Here is a 15,515-nt window from a genome sequence, read left to right as displayed (position 1 = left end):
ACCGTCGCGGCGCTGCGTCGGCCTGTCGATCGGCTGCCATCCATGGATAACGCGACGCGCGCTGATATCATATGCGAAGTAGTTCCCACCGCCCGCTGGCTGATCCGCCTCGCGGCTGATTTCCCGACCGCTCAAAGAGAGCAGCAGGAGCGTTCCGACACCTCCGTGACCTATGAAAGCAACGTCGACAGCGGCGTCGGTGCGTAGCACAGTGTCTACCTCGCTTAGAATACGACGCTGGGCTTCGATAGCTCGCTCCCATCCACGAATGCTGCTGTTTGGATTGGCGAAGAATTGGTCGGCGACCGCTTCGAACTCCGATGGCGGCAGGAAACCGGTTGCCGATCGGTCATTCTCATGCATCCGTTCCCTCACCTCGACTGCAAGGCGGAGATGCCTTCCGAGTATCTCGGCGGTTTGTATCGCCTTGCGTTCACCCGACGACACGATCCGCCGGATCGACCCAACCCACGGCTGATCGAGCATTGCAGATGTTCTCGCTCGCCCGATGTCGGACAGTCCCCACTCCGGCACTGGAACGTTGGCATCGACCTGAACCTGGGGATGCGTGATGTAGTATGCAATCGGCATGATAAGAACTCTTCCTGCCAGAGAGCGGACCCGCAGCCGGAATTCAATAGCTTTGCGTCGAGCGCCGAACCTTCTTGGCCGCCGATTGCCTGGAGCGGGTGCCTTCCTCCGGCGGCACGGACGCGAGCACGGGTTTCGCCGACTTCGTCTTGAATGGCGCCATGCCGAGCCGCGCCAATTCGTCGGCGCGCTCGTTCTCGGGATGGCCGGCGTGGCCCTTGACCCAATGCCAGGTGACCTGGTGGCGGTTGCGCGCAGCGTCGAGCTGCTGCCACAGCTCGGCATTCTTCACCGGCTGCCTGGCGGCCGTCTTCCAGCCGTTGCGCTTCCAGCCGTCGATCCAGCCGAAAATGCCGTCCTTGACGTAGTTGCTGTCGGTATAAAGATCGACGACGCAAGGCTCCTTGAGCGCATTGAGCGCCGAGATGGCCGCCAACAATTCCATGCGGTTGTTGGTGGTCAGAGCCTCGCCACCATGGAGCTCCTTGATTGCGCCGTTGAAGCGCAGGATTGCGCCCCAGCCGCCAGGCCCGGGATTGCCCGAACAGGCACCATCGGTGAAGATTTCAACGCGCTTGGTCATGTCAGTCCATATTCGGAAGGAGAGTTGATCGCCCGGTGGAAGCGCATCCGGCGGATATACTCGGTCGGGTCGCGTTTCATCACCAGGCCGCCGTCCGGGACCGTCAGCCAGTCGTAGAGCCGGGTCAGCATGAAGCGCAGCGCCGAACCGCGCGCCAGCATCGGCAGCGCAGCTTTCTCGTCACTGCTCAACGGCCGCACGCTTTGGTAGCCGGCAAGCAGCGCCGTGCCCTTGGTCAGATTGAAGGAAAAATCCTTCTCGAAGCACCAGGCGTTCAGGCACGTGGCAACGTCATAGGCATAGAGGTCGTTGCAGGCGAAATAGAAGTCGATCAGCCCGGACAGTTTCTCGCCGAGGAAAAACACATTGTCCGGGAAAAGATCAGCATGGATGATGCCTTGCGGCAGACCGTTCGGCCAGTTCCGCTCGAAATCGGCGAAATCGGCATCGACCTCGGCCGCCAGTCCCGGCTCGACCTCGTCGGCGCGGGCGCGGGCGGCATTCCACAGCTTGCGCCAGCCATCGATGGCAAGGGCGTTGGGGCGGGTCATCGGAAAATCCGCGCCGGCGAGATGCAGTGCCGCCAGCGCCTTGCCGACCTCGCCGCAATGCGCAGCCGTCGGCCGCCGCAGCGACAGGCCTTCGAGAAAGGTGATGATGACCGCCGGCCGGCCGGCAAGTGTTCCGATCACGCCGCCATCATGTGCGGTGACCGGGAGCGGGCACGAAATGCCCTTTCTGGCGAGGTGGGCCATGAGGCCGAGAAAGAACGGCAGGTCAGCCTTGTCGACACGCTTCTCGTAAAGAGTCAGGATGTAGGAGCCGCTGCTGGTGTGCAGCAGAAAATTCGAGTTTTCGGTGCCTTCGGCGATGCCCTTGTAGGACAAGAGGTCGCCGACCGGATAGTTCCTGAGGAATGCGCCGAGCTCGCCCTCGTTGACGTCGGTGTAGACCGCCATCGTTGCTACGCGGCCCCGTTGACGAAGGCCATGTCGGCTGCCGTCAGTTCGACATCGCGCAACACCCGCATCACCGGAAAGTCCTCCGTCTCCGTCGCCGTCACGGCCAGCTCGATGGTCACGTCGAAGCGCTGCCTGAACGCATCGACGATCTCGTCGACGATGATCTCCGGCGCCGAGGCGCCCGCCGACAGGCCGAGCGTCGAAATGCCGGCAATCTCATTCCACGGAATTTCGGAGGCGCGCTGCACGAGAAGCGACATCGAGGCGCCCGCGCGCTCGGCCACTTCGACCAGGCGCCGCGAGTTGGACGAGTTAGGTGCGCCGACAACCAGGAAGAGATCGGCGCCGGCCGCTGTTTCCTTGACCGCTTCCTGGCGATTGGTGGTGGCATAACAGATCGATTCCGCCGCCGGCGCGTGCAGCTCGGGAAAACGCTGCTGCAGGGCGCGGATGATACCGGCGGTATCCTCGACCGACAGCGTCGTCTGGGTGACGAAGCCGAGCGCTTGTGGGTCTGCGGGCACGAAGCTTGCGGCGTCGGCCTCGGTCTCGATCAGAGTTACCGCGCCGTCCGGCAACTGGCCCATTGTGCCGATCACCTCCGGATGCCCGGCATGGCCGATCAAGAGCACGTGGCGGCCAAGCCGCTGATGGCGCATCGCCTGCTTGTGGACTTTCGAGACCAGCGGGCAAGTCGCGTCGAGATAGAACAGGTTGCGGGACTGGGCGTCGGCCGGCACAGATTTCGGCACGCCATGCGCCGAAAAGACGACCGGGCTCTGGCGATGCTCGGGCGGGATCTCGGAGAGCTCCTCGATGAACACCGCGCCGAGGCTTTGCAGCCCTTCGACGACGTAGCGGTTGTGCACGATCTCGTGGCGGACATAGACCGGCGCGCCGTATTTCTTCAGCGCCAGCACGACGATCTGGATGGCACGGTCAACGCCCGCACAGAAACCGCGGGGCTGGCAGAGCCGGATGGTCAGCGGCGGCTTTGTGTGAAGCATGATTGCATCTTACGCTGATTGTGGGCCGGTTGATCGGACTATGACTTCTGAGCTCAAGGCGCGAAATGAGGTGCGCGGCCCTGCCCTGTCAAGGGTAGTGGCGGCGATCATTGGTCTTTCGCCGGGCGGCGGAGCCAGGAGATCAGGACGCCGGCAAGGGCGGCGGCAAGGCCGTACCAGGTTATCGCATATTGCAGATGGCTGTTCGGCAGGTCGATGACGGTGACACCGCCAACCGGCAGCCCGCCGGGGTTGGGCGTGGCGTTCGCATCGATGAAGATCGGCACCAGCGCCGCACCTGTCGGCAGGCCGGCGCTCGAGGCCATCGCGTCACGGTCCTTCCAGTAGAAGATGTTCTTCAGCGGGTCATTGTCGGGAAGCATCATCGAGGGCTTGGCCGGCAGCGGGTTGCGGGCGAGCCCCGTCACCGTCACTTTGCCCGTTACCTGCCCCTTCGGCCGCTTGGCTGGATCCTTGAAATCGTAAGGCACGAAGCCGCGGTTGATCAGCACGAAACGGCCATCGTCGAGCTGTAGCGGCGTGAAGACGTCGAAACCGGACTGGCCTTCCCAGGTGGCGAGGAAATGCCGCTCGTCTTGATGCAGGAAAGTGCCGGTCACCATCACCGGCGTGTAGTCCACGTCGCCGGCGACAGCAAACCGCTTTTCGACCTCGGCCAATGGCACAGGCGCCGAATGCGTACGCTGGTCGATCGTCTGGAGAAGGCCCTCTTTCCAGTGCAGGCGCTGAACCTGCCAGGTGCCGAGCGCCAGCAGGATCAAAAACACGACGATACCCAGGCCGAGCGCCAATGCGCGCTTGGGCCGCGACCGGCCGGCCACCGAACCTGATGCCTCGCTCATTCGCCGCGGTCCAGCCGGCCCTCGGCCGCCTTGTTGCGGTATTGCAGCGTCAGCAGCACGCCCTTGATCAGCCGGAGCGCCGCCAGGCAAAGCACCAGCGTCAGCGGAATCCACAGCAGCAGATGCAGCCAAAGCGGCGGATTGAGCGTCACCTCCATCCACAACGCCAGGCCGACGACGATGAAGCCGATGATCAGGATAACGAACACCGCCGGCCCGTCACCAGCATCGGCGAAAGAATAATCGAGGCCGCAATTGGTGCAGCGATTGCCGACCGTGAGGAACCCGGAGAACAGCTTGCCCTCGCCACAGCGGGGGCAGCGGCCATGCAAGCCGGCCGAGATCGGATCGATTGGTGGCCAGATCGCCTTGTCGTCGCTCATGGGATCATCCTAGGAGCATTTGCCGCAAAAGATAAGGCGGCCACGTCGCCGCAGCCGCCTTGTCGATTTCCTCAGTTCGATCTCAGTGCGGTTCGATCATCGCGCCGTTCGATGCCCAGACGTAGATCGAGGCAAACAGGAACAGCCACACCACGTCGACGAAGTGCCAGTACCAGGCGGCGGCCTCGAAGCCGAAATGCTGCTTGGGCGTGAAGTCGCCCTTTATGGCGCGGATCAGGCAGACCAACAGGAAGATCGTGCCGATGATGACGTGGAAACCATGGAAGCCGGTCGCCATGAAGAAGGTGGCGCCGTAGATCGAATCCCTGAAGCCGAACGGTGCGTGCATGTACTCGTAGGCCTGCACCATGGTGAACAGCATGCCGAGGCCGACGGTCAGCACCAACCCATTGATCAGGCCCTTGCGGTCGCCGTGGATGAGCGAGTGGTGCGCCCAGGTCACCGTGGTACCCGACAGAAGCAGGATGACGGTGTTGTAGAGCGGCAGATGGAAGGGGTCGAGAACTTCGAGGCCCTTGGGCGGCCAGACGCCGCCAGTGAAGGCGGTACGGGCGTATTGATGGACCTCGCCCGGAAACAGGCTGGCGTCGAAGAAGGCCCAGAACCAGGCGACGAAGAACATCACCTCGGAGGCGATGAACATGATCATGCCGTAGCGCAGATGCAGCGACACGACACGGGTGTGGTGTCCCTCATGCGCCTCCTTGATCGTATCCGACCACCAGGCGAACATCGTGTAGATGACGATCAGCAGGCCGATGAAGAACAGCCATGGATTGGCGACATTGAAACCGAAGATCGGGAAATCGCCGCCCTTGAGGTATTGCATGTAACAGACGCCGCCGAACGCGGTCACCAGCGCCCCGACGGAGCCCAGGAACGGCCACGGGCTCGGGTCGACGAGGTGGTAGTCATGTTGTGGTTTTGCGTGTGCGTCTGCCATATCAACCCCCGAGGCTTGCTTCGGTATCTGAAATCTTGTTGCGGCGGCCGTCGGCCGGCACCGATGATGCGACCGGCTTGGTCTTGTCGACCGGGAACATCGTGTAGGACAGGGTAATCGTCGTCAGATCCTTCAATTCCGGCGCGTTGACGATGTCGGGATCGACATAGAAGACGACCGGCATGTCCAGTGTCTCGCCCGGCTTCAGCGTCGTGTCGGTGAAGCAGAAACACTCGACCTTGTTGAAGTAAGGTCCGGCCAGTTCCGGCTGCACGTTGAAGGTGGCGCGTCCAGTGATGGGACGGCTGAATTTGTTGGTCGCGCTGAAATGCGCCTCGGCGGTTTCGCCGATCTTGATGGTGATCGAGCGAGCGACCGGCTGGAATTGCCAGGGAACGCCGGCGGTGTTGGCGTCGAAGCGGATGGTGATGTCGCGATCGAGCACCCGATCGGCATATTGCTGGGTCGCCCGTTTGACGGTGCCGCCGTAGCCTGTCGCCTGGCAGAACATCGCGTAGAGCGGCACCGCGGCGTAGGCCATGCCGATCATGCCGCCGAAGAACGCGATGCAGACGCCGGCGACGACGCGGTTCGTATTCTTCTTCTTAGGATCGGTGACTGTTTGCCTGGTCATGTTAAGCTCACATCGAGCCGGGGAAACTGTGACCAAATTTCACGATGGTCGCGACGTAGAATATGACGACCAGCGCCGCCAGCGCGAAACCGATTGCGGCCGAGCGATTGCGGCGGGCCTTCTGCTGACGTTCGGTCAACGTGACCAGTTCAAGCTTCTTTTCGGCCATGCTCATGCTCCACCAATGGTCAGCGCGCGCGCGACGACACAATCGCCAAGGTAGGCGGCGAAGATGGCGAAGAGATAGAGCAGCGAATAGCCGAACAAGGCCTTGGCCGGCTTCATCGCCCGGTCGTCATCGGCCATTTGCAGCACCCTCCACGCATACCAGACGAAGCCGGCGCCGAGCAGCAATGCAACGATGCCATAGACCGGCGTGGTGAACCCGAGAACCCAGGGCAGCACGCCAACCGGCGCGAGGACCAGCGCATAGGCAAAGATCTGGCGTCTGGTCGAGGCCTGGCCGGCGACATTCGGCATCATCGGAATGCCTGCCTTGGCGTAGTCCTCCGACTTGAACAGCGCGAGCGCCCAGAAATGTGGCGGCGTCCACAGGAAGATGACCAGGAACAGCACCAAGCTTTCGAGGCTGACCGATCCGGTTACCGCCGCCCAGCCTATGACCGGCGGAATGGCACCGGCAGCCCCGCCGATGACGATGTTCTGCGGCGTCCAGCGCTTCAGCCACATCGTATAGATGACGGCATAGAAAAAGATGGTGAAGGCCAGAAGCGATGCTGCCAACCAGTTGACCAGCACGCCGAGCGTCATCACCGACAGAACCGACAGCACCAGCCCGAAACTCAATGCCTCGCCTGGCCGGATACGGCCGGCCGGCACGGGACGGCCGGCGGTGCGCGTCATCACCGCATCGATGTCTGCGTCATACCACATGTTGAGCGCACCGGAGGCGCCGGCGCCGATGGCAATAGCTAGGATCGCGATCACTGCCAGCAGCGGATTGATGGTCACCGGAGCGGCGACCATGCCGACAAACGCAGTGAACACCACCAGCGACATGACGCGCGGCTTCAGCAGGGCGAAGAAATCGCCCGCTGTCGCTTCCGACATGCGGAAGCCCGGCTCGTCAATCAGTCTGTCTTCGGCAAGGGCCATGCGTACTTAAAGTCCATCATTCCGTTGGCCAAAACCGCCGGTCGGCCGGCGGTTCCGTATTAAAGGAGGCAACCGCCTACTTGATCTTCGGCAACTGTTCCCACTGGTGGAACGGCGGCGGCGAAGGCAGCTGCCATTCCAGCGTGGTCGCACCCTCGCCCCAAGGATTGGCGCCGGCGACCCGCTTCTTCTGGAACGCCTCGAAGACGCCGAACAGGAAGATGACGACGCCGATAGCCGAGATGTACGAGCCGTAGGACGACACCATATTCCAGCCGGCGAAGGCATCCGGATAGTCGATATAGCGACGCGGCATACCGGAAAGGCCGAGGAAGTGCTGCGGGAAAAAGACCAGGTTGACGCCGACGAAAGTGACCCAGAAGTGGGTGTTGGCGATCACGGGCGAATACATGTAGCCGGTCATTTTCGGGAACCAGTAGTACCAGCCGGCGAAGATGGCGAAGACCGCGCCCAGCGACAGCACGTAGTGGAAGTGCGCGACCACGAAATAGGTATCGTGCAGCGGGCGGTCGAGGCCGGCATTGGCCAACTGCACACCGGTGACGCCGCCAACAGTGAACAGGAAGATGAAGCCGATCGCCCACAGCATCGGGGTCTTGAGCGAAATCGACCCGCCCCACATAGTGGCGATCCACGAGAAGATCTTCACACCCGTCGGCACCGCGATGACCATGGTGGCGAAGACGAAATAGCGCTGGGTATCGAGCGACAGGCCCGTCGTGTACATGTGGTGGGCCCAGACGATGAAGCCCACCGCGCCGATGGCAACCATCGCATAGGCCATGCCGAGATAGCCAAACACCGGCTTCCTCGAAAAGGTCGAGATGATATGGCTGATGATACCGAAACCCGGCAGGATCAGAATGTAGACCTCCGGATGGCCGAAGAACCAGAACAGGTGCTGGAACAGGATCGGATCACCGCCACCGTCCGGGGCGAAGAAGGTGGTGCCGAAATTGCGGTCGGTCAAGAGCATGGTGATGCCGCCGGCCAACACCGGAAGCGACAGCAGCAGCAGGAAGGCGGTAATCAGCACAGACCAGGCGAAAAGCGGCATCTTGTGCATGGTCATGCCGGGCGCGCGCATGTTGAAGATGGTGGTGATGAAGTTGATAGCGCCAAGAATCGAGGAGGCGCCGGCGATGTGGATTGACAGGATCGCCAGGTCCATGGCCGGTCCGGGCTGGCCCGATGTCGACAGCGGCGGATAAAGCGTCCAGCCGCCGCCGACGCCGTAGGCGCCGGGCGCACTCGGGACGAAGGCCGAGAAAATCAGCAGGATGAAAGCCGGCGGCAGCAGCCAGAACGAGACGTTGTTCATGCGCGGGAAGGCCATATCCGGCGCGCCGATCATGATCGGCACCATCCAGTTGGCAAAGCCGCCGATCAGCGCCGGCATCACCATGAAGAAGATCATGATCAGCGCATGCGCGGTGGTGAAAGCATTGTACATGCTCTTGCCCCCGTCGATGGCGGCGTCGCCATTCATGCCGTAGACCATCTGCGCCAGGCCAGTGAATATCTGGATGCCCGGCTCCTGCAATTCCATGCGCATGACGACCGACAAGGCGCCACCGATGCAGCCCGCCATGATCGCGAAGATCAGATAAAGCGTGCCGATGTCCTTGTGGTTGGTCGAATACACCCACCGGACCCAGCCATGATACGGCTTGTGGTCGTGGTCGTCGTGAGCTGCAGCGTGCGCCATGGTCGGCTCCGTTCCCTGAATCTTTTCTGGTCGCGGCATCAATTGCCGGCGGCCGCTACCTTGTTCGTGCCATCGACCTCGGCCATCAGCGCCTTGTTGGCGCCGGGAAGGTCGGTCTTGGCTGCCGCCAGCCAGGTCTTATATTGTGCATCGGAGACGACGCGAATGGCGATCGGCATGAAGGCGTGGTCCTTGCCGCAGAGTTCCGAGCACTGGCCGTAATAGAGGCCTTCCTTGTCCGCCTTGAACCAGACCTCGTTGATGCGGCCCGGCACCGCGTCGGTCTTGATGCCGAAGGACGGCATGGCAAAGGCGTGAATGACGTCGGTCGCCGTCACCAGCACCCGGGTCATGGTGTTGACCGGCACCACCATCTCATTGTCGACGGCGAGCAGGCGCGGATACGCGGCGCGATCTTCCTTGCCGGCAGCAGCCCTGTCGGCATCCTGAAGGATCGCGGAATTAAAGGAAAGCGTGTTGTCGACCTGGTATTCGTAGTCCCAGTTCCACTGATTGCCGGTCGCCTTGACGGTCAGCTTGGCTTCTTCCGGCGGCGTGTATTGCGCGGTCAGCAGTTGGAACGAGGGAATGGCGAGACAGAGCAGGATGACGACGGGACCGACAGTCCAGATGACCTCGATCAGCGTGTTGTGGCTGGTGCGCGACGGCGTCGGGTTGACGCTCGCCCGGAACCGCAAAATGCAGTAGGCAATCAGGAAAAGCACCAAGGCGGTGATCACAATGATGAACGCGAACGAGTAGTTCCCGAACCACTCGATCTGCCGCATAATGTCGGTCGCCGGAGGCTGAAAACTGGTTTCCCAAGGTTGGGGCTGGGCTGCATGAGCGGATGCAGCGGCAAACAACGTGGCGGCGGCACTAGCTACGATTTTGGCGGTTGCCAGGAATTTTTTCATCGCCCTCGTCATCTCCCAGTTCCTCGCGATCGGACCGCAAGAATGTCGAACAATGCCGGGACGGGAATCCCGGACAATTCAAGGCTGGTTCAAACCATACTCTATTTGCCTCCGCAAGAAAGGAGCGCCGGAACCCGTGCGGCATTTTTGCGCGCAAGTGCGGCGCTGGCTTCGTGCGGTGACGGCTCGCCGCGAATCACCAGAGCGGCATCCGGGTAGAATGAGCCGCGCGGCGTGCGGAGCTGTCGCAATTAGGGCGAAATTGGCACTGAAAAGCGCATTGTCGCCTGTGTCGGGGCAGATCGCCGGGGTCTCGTCCTTTACTTGGGTTTAGTGCGGCTTAAAGTGCCGTGATTCGCAATGGAGCCGTCATGAACCCTTGGCTTTCGAGAACCTTGGCGAAGGTCATCTTTGTTGCCGCCGCAATAGGCTTGTCCGGCGCCGGCCTGGCCAATGCCGCGCAGCCAAGCGGCACGGTGAAGTCAACGCATGGGGCGTGGTCGATTATCTGCGATACGCCCGCCGGTGCTACATCCGAACAATGCGTGATGATGCAGAACGTCGTCGCCGAGGACCGTCCGGAAATGGGTCTTTCCGTCGTCGTGCTGCGCACAGCCGACAACAAGGCCGAAATCCTGCGTGTGCTGGCGCCGCTCGGCGTGCTGTTGCCGAACGGCCTCGGCCTCAATGTCGACGGCAAGGATATCGGCCGCGCCTATTTCGTGCGCTGTTTCCAGGACGGCTGCTATGCCGAGGTCATCCTGGAAAAGCCGCTGCTCGACACGCTGAAGACCGGTACGTCCGCCACCTTCATCGTTTTCCAGACGCCGGAAGAGGGCATCGGCATTCCCGTCGACCTCAAGGGTTTCGCCGACGGCTTTGCCGCCCTGCCTTGAGACTGGGTCTTGTAACACGATCCAGTGATGTTGACCGGCCGAGGTCACGGCAAATCTCATTTCAGATTGTCTGTGCGGGCCTTCGCGCCTACATCGTGGGAAACAATCCTCCTGCGAATGGACCTGCCATGAACAGCCTGATCGGCCAATTTGACATTTCCGACGATCGCATCAAGCAAATCGTTGCCGAGACTATTAACGGCGCCGACGACGGCGAACTGTTTCTCGAATATAGCGAAAGCGAATCGCTGATGTTCGACAATGGCAAGCTGAAGACCGCGAATTTCAACACCGACCAGGGTTTCGGCCTGCGTGCCGTCGCCGGCGAAGCCAGCGGCTACGCCCATTCCAGCGATCTCTCCGAAGCCTCGCTGCTGCGCGCCGCCGATGCCGTTTCGACGGTGAAGAGCGGCTATTCCGGTACGCTTGCCGCAGCGCCTGCCCGCACCAACCGCCATCTCTACGGCGACGGAAACCCTATCCCCTCGCCTTCCTTCGAGGCCAAGGCCAAGCTGCTTCAGGAAATCGATGCATGGCTGCGGGCCGAGGATCCGCGCGTCAGGCAGGTGACGGCATCGCTCGCCGCCTCCTGGCAGCATGTCGAGATCGTGCGCGCCGACGGCCAGATGGTGCGCGACATCCGTCCGCTGGTCAGGATCAACGTGTCGGTGGTGGTCGGCGACGGCGACCGCCAGGAGAGCGGCTCCTACGGCATGGGAGGCCGCAAGGATTTTGGTGAATTCCTGATCGAGGACAGCTGGCGGCACGCGGCCAAGGAGGCATTGCGGCAAGCGCTGGTCAATCTCGAAGCGGTTCCAGCACCTGCCGGCACTTTCGACATCGTGCTGTCGAGCGGCTGGCCGGGCGTCATGTTGCACGAGGCCGTCGGCCACGGGCTGGAGGGCGATTTCAACCGCAAGAAGACGTCGGCCTTTGCCGGCCTGCTTGGCCAGCAGGTGGCGGCGAAAGGCGTCACCGTCGTTGACGACGGCACCCTGCCCGAGCGGCGTGGCTCGCTTACCGTCGACGATGAGGGCACGCCATCGGCCCATAACGTGCTGATCGACGATGGCAAGCTGGTCGGCTACATGCAGGACCGCCAGAACGCCCGGCTGATGGGCATGAAAGCCACCGGCAACGGGCGACGCCAAGGTTACGCGCACGAGCCTATGCCGCGCATGACCAACACCTACATGACAGCGGGCGACATGGAGCCGGACGAGATCATCGCCTCGGTCAAGAACGGCATCTATGCCGTGTCGTTCGGTGGCGGCCAGGTTGACATCACTTCGGGCAAGTTCGTGTTCGGCTGCACCGAAGCCTACATGATCGAGAACGGCAAGGTGACGCAACCGATCAAGGGCGCCATGCTGATCGGCAACGGGCCGGATGCCATGCATCGTGTGGCGATGATCGGCAACGACATGAAGCTCGACACCGGCATCGGCATGTGTGGCAAGGCCGGACAGGGCGTGCCGGTCGGCGTCGGCCAGCCGCATCTCAGGATGAACCAGATGACAGTCGGCGGCACCAGGGTTTGATGGAGTTGACGCCGAATTATCGCCGCTCCGGAACAACCAATCCCCGCCGCCCACTGCCTTGTCATCGCTTTAAGTAGGAGTAGCTTGCGCCTTGAATTTGCGGAGAGCTTCGACTATCTTACATTCGTCTTACACCTAAGGATGTGCCGAGATGGCTGCCGCAAAGAAGCTCGTAACTACGGTCTCGACCAAGGGACAGGTCATCCTGCCCAGCGCGATCCGGAAACGGAGGGAATGGCATGCCGGCACACGCCTTCTGGTCGAGGATACCCCGGAGGGCGTGCTACTGAAGCCTGCGCCAGTCTTCGCCGAGACACGGCCAGAGGACGTGTTTGGATCGCTGCGCTATAGTGGCAGGCCGAAGACGTTGGAGGAAATGGACGCGGGCGTGCTCGCCGAAGCGCGGCGGCGCCATGCTCGCAATTGATACCAACCTGATCGTCCGCTACCTGACGGGCGATCACCCGTCGCAGTCTTCCCGCGCCCGGGCGCTGATCGATAGCCAGCCGGTCTTTGTCGCCGTCACGGTGATGCTGGAAGTCGAATGGGTGTTGCGCAGCGCCTACGGTTTTGCGCCGCTTGAAATCGCCCGTACGCTACGGGTGTTTAGCGGGCTTCCCACGGTAGAGGTGGAAGACGGGGCGGTCGTGTCGTCCGCGCTCGACCTCTCGGAACAGGGGTTGGATTTCGCTGATGCGCTGCATCTGGGCAAGTCCGCTCACTGCGCTGGCTTCGCGACTTTTGACCGCAAGTTCGTCAGGGCCGCGAAGGCGGCCGGATACGAACGCGTGCAAGAAGCATAGCAGCTCACAGCGGCCCAGCGCGGCACAAAAGCGCGCCACAGGGTCAGCCTGGTTTCAGGCATAGATGCCGGAGCGGACTGCCTCCAGATAGGCAAGCACCTTGTCCGTCTTGCCTTCGCGAACCAGATCGTAGGCGGTCTTTCCGGCCCAACCGGGGATCGGCTGATGCTTGAACCAGATCGCCGCACGATGTTCATCACCGGCCATCTCGCCGGCCATCGCCAGGATACGGACGATGGGACTCAATGCGGCGTCGACCTTGCGCGCACCGGACTCGGCGGCAAGCGTGTTGCGCGCGAGACCGGTCAGCCCCGCCAGTTCTGTCGTATTGACCCCTAGCAGTTCAGCGACCCGCCTTGGCGAGAGAAACGGCGCCCGCTCCTCGCCGAAGCACGATGGCGAAATTTCGAAGGCTGCGGTGCTCATGGCAATTCCTAGCACGGTCTGAACGACGTGCGCTAAAAATGTGCTTTTTTGGTGCGCGTTTCAGGCCCTGGCTGCTAGCGCCTTCGTCTCGGCTTCTCCAACAGCGCCACGGCCTCGACATGCGGCGACCACAGGAACTGGTCGATCGGCGTCACGCTCTTCAGGGTATAGCCGCCGTCCATGAGGATGCGTAGGTCCCGCGCCAGTGTTACCGGATTGCAAGACACCGCGGCGACGAGCGGCACGTCGGAGCGCGCGATCTGCTTCGACTGGTCCTCGGCGCCGGCGCGAGGCGGGTCGAAGACAACGCCGTCGAAGGCATTCAACTCCTTGAATGTGAGCGGCCTCCGGAACAGGTCGCGACGTTCGCCGGTCACCCGCTTCAGGCCGCTGGCGAAACGGAATGCCCGGTCGAGCGCCGCGAGTGCTGCCGCATCGCCTTCCACCGCATGAACCTCCGATCTTGCGGCCAGGCGCAGCGCGAAGCTGCCGCAGCCGGCGAAGAGATCGGCGACCTTTTTGGCGCGCGCGAAATGCTGGCCGACAATGTTGGCCATCGCCTGTTCGGCAGCCTCGGTCGCCTGCAGGAAAGCGCCAGGCGGCACTGCGACGGCGACGCCACCAAACAGGACGACCGGTTTGTTTGGTTCGATAATGACCTCGCCGTCGACCGACAGCCTGGCTAGTCCCTCGGCGATGACGAAGTTGGAAGCGACGCGGCGCTGGTTCTCGCCGAGCTTGCCGGAATCGTGAACCGCGACATCGAGGCCGGAACCGGTCACCGTCACCGCCATGTGGAACGATTTGGTCGTGGTGCAGATCAGCCCAGCGAGGGCTTTCAAGCGATCGAGCGCAGCGACGATCTGCGGCGCCGAGATCGGGCATTCCTCGATCGAGATGATCTCGGATGACAGCGCGCGAACGAAGCCGAACTGCATTCCCGCCTCGCTCCGCCGGGCGGTGAAGACGACGCGGCGGCGCGTGTGCGGTGCGCACGGCACCAGCGCCCCGACATCGCAAGCGATGCCCTTGCTCTTCAGCGCATGCACGACCTTTTCGCGCTTCCACCGGTGATAGGCTTCAGTCTCGAGATGCTGGACGGCGCAGCCGCCGCATGCGCCGAAATGCCGGCACGGCGGATCGACCCGCAACGGCGAAGCCTCAACGACCGACATCAAGGTGGCGCGATCTTTCTCCCGCGCGGCGGTGACCACCTCTCCCGGCAGCGCGAACGGAATGAAAACCTCGCCGGTTTCCGTCTCGGCGATGCCGTCGCCCTGCGAGCCCAACCTTGCGATCGTGAAACGGGTGCTCATCGCTTCTGGGTCTCGACGTCCTTGATGCCGCCGAGCAGGAACTCGCGGTTGCCGTCGCCGCCCTCTATCGGTGACAGATGAAGCCCCAGCGAGCGCCAGCCGGGAATGGCATCGAGCCAGTCCTGCATCAGGCCGGCAATGCGCGCCGCATCATAGGGGTCCTTAAGCAGGCCGCCCTTGCCGATCGCCTCGCGGCCGGCCTCGAATTGCGGCTTGACCAGAAACACAGCTTTTGCGCCGTTCCTGGCCAAGGCAAGCGCCGGCGGCAGCGCCAGTTTCAGCGATATGAAGCTAACATCCGAGACGATGAAATCCGGCACACGGCCGCCGAGATCGGCGGCCGATAGTTCGCGCGCATTCAGGCCTTCAATTACCGTCACGCGCGGATCGCCGGCGATGTCGGAGTGCATCTGGCCGTGCCCGACATCGATCGCCGTGACATGCGCCGCGCCGCGTTCGAGCAGCACCTGCGTGAAGCCGCCGGTCGAGGCGCCGACATCGAGCGCTTCGCTGCCGGTGGGGTCGAGGGCGAAATGGTCGAGACCAGCCTTCAGCTTCAGTGCGGCGCGCGACACGTAACCCTGCGCCGGATCGTCAACGACAATGTTGCACTCAGGCAGAACGGCCTGGCCCGGCTTGAGGGCGACGATGCCATCGACCGTCACGGTGCCGCGCTCGACCGCGTCGCGGGCACGCGAGCGGCTGGCAAACAGACCGCGCTGGACGAGCAATTCGTCGAGCCGCTGGCGTATGCTGGCTGGCGGAAGGGAAGTCATCGGCCTTC

18 protein-coding genes and 1 pseudogene are annotated in these 15,515 nt (G+C 62.6%); 4 read left to right on the top strand and 15 right to left on the bottom strand.

The window, feature by feature from the left end:
- Positions 1 to 24: 24 nt before the first annotated feature.
- The 12 genes and pseudogenes from NKH67_RS09685 to coxB form a co-directional block, all read right to left on the bottom strand.
- Positions 25 to 591 (bottom strand): annotated as a pseudogene (locus NKH67_RS09685) (histidine phosphatase family protein); the annotation flags it as partial.
- Between the two features lie 43 nt (positions 592 to 634).
- Positions 635 to 1,174 carry a ribonuclease HI gene (rnhA, locus tag NKH67_RS09680; RefSeq protein ID WP_352768720.1) on the bottom strand — a complete coding sequence of 180 codons (540 nt, stop codon included), beginning with the start codon at positions 1,172 to 1,174 and terminating at the stop codon, positions 635 to 637.
- The gene (locus tag NKH67_RS09675; RefSeq protein WP_352456890.1) at positions 1,171 to 2,133 is read right to left on the bottom strand and encodes a homoserine kinase; all 963 of its coding nucleotides are present in this window, start codon (positions 2,131 to 2,133) and stop codon (positions 1,171 to 1,173) included. The genes rnhA and NKH67_RS09675 overlap by 4 nt, the downstream gene beginning before the upstream one ends.
- 5 nt (positions 2,134 to 2,138) lie before the next feature.
- The gene (gene ispH / locus NKH67_RS09670) at positions 2,139 to 3,143 is read right to left on the bottom strand and encodes a 4-hydroxy-3-methylbut-2-enyl diphosphate reductase (RefSeq protein WP_254818458.1); all 1,005 of its coding nucleotides are present in this window, start codon (positions 3,141 to 3,143) and stop codon (positions 2,139 to 2,141) included.
- 107 nt (positions 3,144 to 3,250) lie between these two features.
- A complete protein-coding gene (locus tag NKH67_RS09665; protein ID WP_352969334.1) occupies positions 3,251 to 4,006 on the bottom strand; it encodes an SURF1 family protein in 756 nt (251 codons plus the stop codon).
- Positions 4,003 to 4,389: a DUF983 domain-containing protein gene (locus tag NKH67_RS09660; RefSeq protein ID WP_352470653.1), complete on the bottom strand. Its 387-nt coding sequence runs from the start codon at positions 4,387 to 4,389 to the stop codon at positions 4,003 to 4,005. The genes NKH67_RS09665 and NKH67_RS09660 overlap by 4 nt, the downstream gene beginning before the upstream one ends.
- Before the next feature lie 82 nt (positions 4,390 to 4,471).
- Positions 4,472 to 5,353 (bottom strand): cytochrome c oxidase subunit 3, encoded by an 882-nt coding sequence (locus NKH67_RS09655; protein ID WP_352449883.1) that lies wholly within the window; start codon positions 5,351 to 5,353, stop codon positions 4,472 to 4,474.
- Between the two features lies 1 nt (position 5,354).
- Positions 5,355 to 5,987, bottom strand: a complete 633-nt coding sequence (locus NKH67_RS09650) for a cytochrome c oxidase assembly protein (RefSeq protein ID WP_352593359.1) — start codon at positions 5,985 to 5,987, stop codon at positions 5,355 to 5,357.
- A 7-nt stretch (positions 5,988 to 5,994) separates the two neighbouring features.
- The gene (locus NKH67_RS09645) at positions 5,995 to 6,162 is read right to left on the bottom strand and encodes a cytochrome c oxidase system small membrane protein (protein ID WP_023674135.1); all 168 of its coding nucleotides are present in this window, start codon (positions 6,160 to 6,162) and stop codon (positions 5,995 to 5,997) included.
- Positions 6,159 to 7,103 carry a heme o synthase gene (locus NKH67_RS09640; protein WP_352470654.1) on the bottom strand — a complete coding sequence of 315 codons (945 nt, stop codon included), beginning with the start codon at positions 7,101 to 7,103 and terminating at the stop codon, positions 6,159 to 6,161. The genes NKH67_RS09645 and NKH67_RS09640 overlap by 4 nt, the downstream gene beginning before the upstream one ends.
- 76 nt (positions 7,104 to 7,179) lie before the next feature.
- Positions 7,180 to 8,832, bottom strand: coding sequence for a cytochrome c oxidase subunit I (gene ctaD, locus NKH67_RS09635; protein WP_352470655.1), 1,653 nt, complete (start codon positions 8,830 to 8,832; stop codon positions 7,180 to 7,182).
- Positions 8,833 to 8,870: 38 nt separating this feature from the next.
- Complete coding sequence (gene coxB, locus NKH67_RS09630) at positions 8,871 to 9,749, bottom strand: cytochrome c oxidase subunit II (RefSeq protein ID WP_352969336.1); 879 nt, start codon at positions 9,747 to 9,749, stop codon at positions 8,871 to 8,873.
- A 371-nt stretch (positions 9,750 to 10,120) separates the two neighbouring features.
- Between coxB and NKH67_RS09625 the strand changes: the two genes are divergently transcribed.
- From NKH67_RS09625 to NKH67_RS09610, 4 genes are all read left to right on the top strand, one after another.
- The gene (locus NKH67_RS09625) at positions 10,121 to 10,645 is read left to right on the top strand and encodes an invasion associated locus B family protein (RefSeq protein ID WP_352449887.1); all 525 of its coding nucleotides are present in this window, start codon (positions 10,121 to 10,123) and stop codon (positions 10,643 to 10,645) included.
- A gap of 128 nt (positions 10,646 to 10,773) precedes the next feature.
- Positions 10,774 to 12,186 (top strand): metalloprotease TldD, encoded by a 1,413-nt coding sequence (gene tldD / locus NKH67_RS09620; RefSeq protein ID WP_352470657.1) that lies wholly within the window; start codon positions 10,774 to 10,776, stop codon positions 12,184 to 12,186.
- Positions 12,187 to 12,337: 151 nt separating this feature from the next.
- Positions 12,338 to 12,613, top strand: coding sequence for an AbrB/MazE/SpoVT family DNA-binding domain-containing protein (locus NKH67_RS09615; RefSeq protein WP_352449889.1), 276 nt, complete (start codon positions 12,338 to 12,340; stop codon positions 12,611 to 12,613).
- Positions 12,600 to 12,989, top strand: a complete 390-nt coding sequence (locus NKH67_RS09610) for a type II toxin-antitoxin system VapC family toxin (RefSeq protein WP_023674128.1) — start codon at positions 12,600 to 12,602, stop codon at positions 12,987 to 12,989. The genes NKH67_RS09615 and NKH67_RS09610 overlap by 14 nt, the downstream gene beginning before the upstream one ends.
- A 54-nt stretch (positions 12,990 to 13,043) precedes the next feature.
- On the opposite strand, the gene NKH67_RS09605 is transcribed toward NKH67_RS09610, so the two are convergent.
- The 3 genes from NKH67_RS09605 to NKH67_RS09595 form a co-directional block, all read right to left on the bottom strand.
- On the bottom strand, positions 13,044 to 13,415 hold the full coding sequence (locus tag NKH67_RS09605) for an antitoxin Xre/MbcA/ParS toxin-binding domain-containing protein (RefSeq protein ID WP_352470658.1): 372 nt from the start codon (positions 13,413 to 13,415) through the stop codon (positions 13,044 to 13,046).
- A gap of 74 nt (positions 13,416 to 13,489) precedes the next feature.
- A complete protein-coding gene (locus NKH67_RS09600; protein ID WP_352969339.1) occupies positions 13,490 to 14,731 on the bottom strand; it encodes a class I SAM-dependent RNA methyltransferase in 1,242 nt (413 codons plus the stop codon).
- A complete protein-coding gene (locus NKH67_RS09595; RefSeq protein ID WP_352449892.1) occupies positions 14,728 to 15,507 on the bottom strand; it encodes a TlyA family RNA methyltransferase in 780 nt (259 codons plus the stop codon). The genes NKH67_RS09600 and NKH67_RS09595 overlap by 4 nt, the downstream gene beginning before the upstream one ends.
- Positions 15,508 to 15,515 lie beyond the last annotated feature (8 nt).

Source organism: Mesorhizobium sp. M0968 (genome assembly GCF_040319065.1).
Lineage (GTDB): Bacteria > Pseudomonadota > Alphaproteobacteria > Rhizobiales > Rhizobiaceae > Mesorhizobium.
The sequence above is the reverse complement of the archived record's forward strand: the minus strand, read 5'-3'. Positions and strand labels throughout refer to the sequence as shown.

Excerpts from the sequence above, each read along its gene's own strand:
- NKH67_RS09665 (WP_352969334.1), bottom strand. The coding sequence starts at position 4,006 with ATGAGCGAGGCATCAGGTTCGGTGGCCGGCCGGTCGCGGCCCAAGCGC.
- NKH67_RS09640 (WP_352470654.1), bottom strand. The coding sequence starts at position 7,103 with ATGGCCCTTGCCGAAGACAGACTGATTGACGAGCCGGGCTTCCGCATG.
- NKH67_RS09605 (WP_352470658.1), bottom strand. The coding sequence starts at position 13,415 with ATGAGCACCGCAGCCTTCGAAATTTCGCCATCGTGCTTCGGCGAGGAG.
- NKH67_RS09645 (WP_023674135.1), bottom strand. The coding sequence starts at position 6,162 with ATGAGCATGGCCGAAAAGAAGCTTGAACTGGTCACGTTGACCGAACGT.
- NKH67_RS09650 (WP_352593359.1), bottom strand. The coding sequence starts at position 5,987 with ATGACCAGGCAAACAGTCACCGATCCTAAGAAGAAGAATACGAACCGC.
- tldD (WP_352470657.1), top strand. The coding sequence starts at position 10,774 with ATGAACAGCCTGATCGGCCAATTTGACATTTCCGACGATCGCATCAAG.
- rnhA (WP_352768720.1), bottom strand. The coding sequence starts at position 1,174 with ATGACCAAGCGCGTTGAAATCTTCACCGATGGTGCCTGTTCGGGCAAT.
- NKH67_RS09595 (WP_352449892.1), bottom strand. The coding sequence starts at position 15,507 with ATGACTTCCCTTCCGCCAGCCAGCATACGCCAGCGGCTCGACGAATTG.
- NKH67_RS09660 (WP_352470653.1), bottom strand. The coding sequence starts at position 4,389 with ATGAGCGACGACAAGGCGATCTGGCCACCAATCGATCCGATCTCGGCC.
- NKH67_RS09625 (WP_352449887.1), top strand. The coding sequence starts at position 10,121 with ATGAACCCTTGGCTTTCGAGAACCTTGGCGAAGGTCATCTTTGTTGCC.
- NKH67_RS09615 (WP_352449889.1), top strand. The coding sequence starts at position 12,338 with ATGGCTGCCGCAAAGAAGCTCGTAACTACGGTCTCGACCAAGGGACAG.
- ispH (WP_254818458.1), bottom strand. The coding sequence starts at position 3,143 with ATGCTTCACACAAAGCCGCCGCTGACCATCCGGCTCTGCCAGCCCCGC.
- NKH67_RS09610 (WP_023674128.1), top strand. The coding sequence starts at position 12,600 with ATGCTCGCAATTGATACCAACCTGATCGTCCGCTACCTGACGGGCGAT.
- NKH67_RS09600 (WP_352969339.1), bottom strand. The coding sequence starts at position 14,731 with ATGAGCACCCGTTTCACGATCGCAAGGTTGGGCTCGCAGGGCGACGGC.
- coxB (WP_352969336.1), bottom strand. The coding sequence starts at position 9,749 with ATGAAAAAATTCCTGGCAACCGCCAAAATCGTAGCTAGTGCCGCCGCC.
- NKH67_RS09675 (WP_352456890.1), bottom strand. The coding sequence starts at position 2,133 with ATGGCGGTCTACACCGACGTCAACGAGGGCGAGCTCGGCGCATTCCTC.
- ctaD (WP_352470655.1), bottom strand. The coding sequence starts at position 8,832 with ATGGCGCACGCTGCAGCTCACGACGACCACGACCACAAGCCGTATCAT.
- NKH67_RS09655 (WP_352449883.1), bottom strand. The coding sequence starts at position 5,353 with ATGGCAGACGCACACGCAAAACCACAACATGACTACCACCTCGTCGAC.